Raw genomic sequence first — 2076 nt, 5'->3', positions numbered from 1 at the left:
GATGGCGGCTGCTGCGACGCTTGGCGTTGTGGAGACGGTGATGCTGGACCGGTTGACTGACCTGCCGATGCCGGCCGGGCTGGTGGTGTTGCCGGAGCCGGTGGTGTTGACCAACCGGAACGGCGTGCTGTCGGATGTGCGGGCCTTTGGCTGGCAGTTCGCGGACGTGTACTGCGCATACCCGGACTTCAGTGCCGGTGTTGCGGGCGTTGTGGTGACGGCGTTCGTCGACCGTGATGGGCCTGTGCAGCCGGAGGAGTGGCGCCGGGGCCTGGCTCTGGCTCGCGCGGCCGGCTGCCCGTTCCCGAAGCTGGTTCCGGTGGGGGAGGAGGGGATGCCTGCCCGCGGCGACTTGAGGGACAAGAGCGTGGATGAGTTGCGGGCGCTGTCCGAGGGGCTGGTCCGGGTGCATGCGGTGTTGGCTGCCAATGCCCGTCAGGCAGTGCAGGATGTGGGGGAGTGGGGGCGGGGGCAGGTGATCGACGACGGGGCCGGTACGTTCAACCGGCGCTACATGTTCGCGTTCTGGCGACTCCTGGCGCAGGGTTCCGTCGCTCTTGCCCGGCCCGATGCGGAGCCGGCCGCTGTGGTGCGCGGGGGCCGGCGGACGGCAGGGGTGGCGGATCCGCAGGTGCGGGTGGTGCAGCTGAACGCCGCCCGCGGGACGGCGCAGGGTGAGCTGGTGCGGGGTGAACGGGTCTATCACCACCGCTGGCCGGTGCGGATGCACAAGGTGCGGCAGTGGTATCCGAGCCTGGGCGAACACAAGATCATCTGGCGGGGTCCGTACGTCAAGGGCCCTGCCGGCGCGCCGATGCTCGTGACGGAGAAGGTTTACAGCGTCCGGTGATTCGCCGGCGGGCCGCCGGCGTTGTCCCGTCCTGTGGCCCGGCTTTCACGGGGGTGGGTGCGGGGCGGCGAGCACATGGCGATTGGCGATGGCCGGGGCGCAGCGGTGTGGGCTGTTCGGGATGAGGTGGCGGTGCGGCTGCTTCCGGCGAGGAGCTGTGGGAGAAGGGCCGACGGCTGCCCCGCCCCGGGTCACGGGCCCGGTGTCCTCGAGGACGGGGCGCGATCGGTGTCCCGGCCGGCGGGGTGCCGGTCCTTTGAAGGCTTGTGATGTCGCTGAGGGGCCGGCTGGCTGACGACCCGTTCGGGGTCCGCCGGTGACGCGGTCGTCCGTGGTGTCCTCTGTGCCGGGTTCGGGCGGTGCCGGGTGGGTGATCCGCGGTGTGCTGGTGGGGTCGGGTTGATCGGGGAGGAGGGCGCGTTGGCGGCTCTGTCCGGGTTGGTGTCGGTGGTCCTAGGGTGCGGTCACGGTTGTGAAGGCGTCGTGGAGGGCGTTGGTGTCGGGTTTGAGGCGTTCGGTGTAGTGGACGGTGTTCCAGGTGGGCCAGTGGATGGTGCCGGTGTTTTGTGTGGTGTGGGTGGGGCCGGCGATGGTGAGGGTGATGCCGGGGATGGTTTGGCTGATGGCGTGGTTCATTGCCAGGGGGATGAGGGCCTGGTGTGAGGAGGGGTCGCTGATCCCGGTCATGGCCCAGGGGATGCGGAGGTCGAGTTCGGTGCCGTTGATGTGCCACAGGGCGAGGCTGTCGTAGTTCGGGGCGCCGGGGGTCCAGTTCCCGTAGCGGAGCAGGCCGGCGTTGTCGAACCGCATGGGGGTGGTGGTGTGGGTGGCCGGCAGTGTCCAGGGCCTGTCGGTGATCAGTTCGAGGGGGCGCCAGCCGTTGACCGGTGGGGGTCTGGAGCTGTCGGGGATGGGGGTGTAGTCGACGGGGTCGGGGTCCAGGTCGTCGCGCACCCAGGTCTGGCCGGTGTGCCGGGCGGGGTCGAGCACGAGGGCGTAGGAGGCCTGGTGGTCGGTCGAGCCGGGGGGTGGTGGTGCGTTGCGGGTGGGGAGGGTGTCCAGGCCGAGGGTGAGGGTGGTGGTGGGTGGTTGCGCGAAGGTGATGGCGAGGTGGACGTAGGACGCGTCCTGCGTCGTTGTGACCTGCTGGACGCCTGTGGCGGCGGTGGTGCGGTAGATGGTCCGGGCGGGGCCGAGGGGGAGGGGGTCGGTGGCCAGGATGCCGA

At 70.5% G+C, this 2076-nt stretch carries 2 protein-coding genes; one reads left to right on the top strand and one right to left on the bottom strand.

Features of this window, described 5'->3' with window-relative positions; all coding sequences use genetic code 11:
- On the top strand, positions 1 to 850 hold an 850-nt coding region (locus TR49_RS39255; RefSeq protein ID WP_042391233.1), incomplete at its 5' end, for a hypothetical protein.
- Between the two features lie 453 nt (positions 851 to 1303).
- Here the strand turns inward: TR49_RS39255 and TR49_RS39250 are convergent.
- The coding region (locus tag TR49_RS39250) for a hypothetical protein (protein ID WP_042391231.1) at positions 1304 to 2076 on the bottom strand (773 nt) is incomplete at its 5' end.

The sequence above is a fragment of the Streptacidiphilus melanogenes genome, from assembly GCF_000787835.1.
GTDB lineage: Bacteria > Actinomycetota > Actinomycetes > Streptomycetales > Streptomycetaceae > Streptacidiphilus > Streptacidiphilus melanogenes.
Note: the sequence above shows the minus strand (reverse complement) of the source record. Positions and strands in the feature narration are given on the sequence as shown.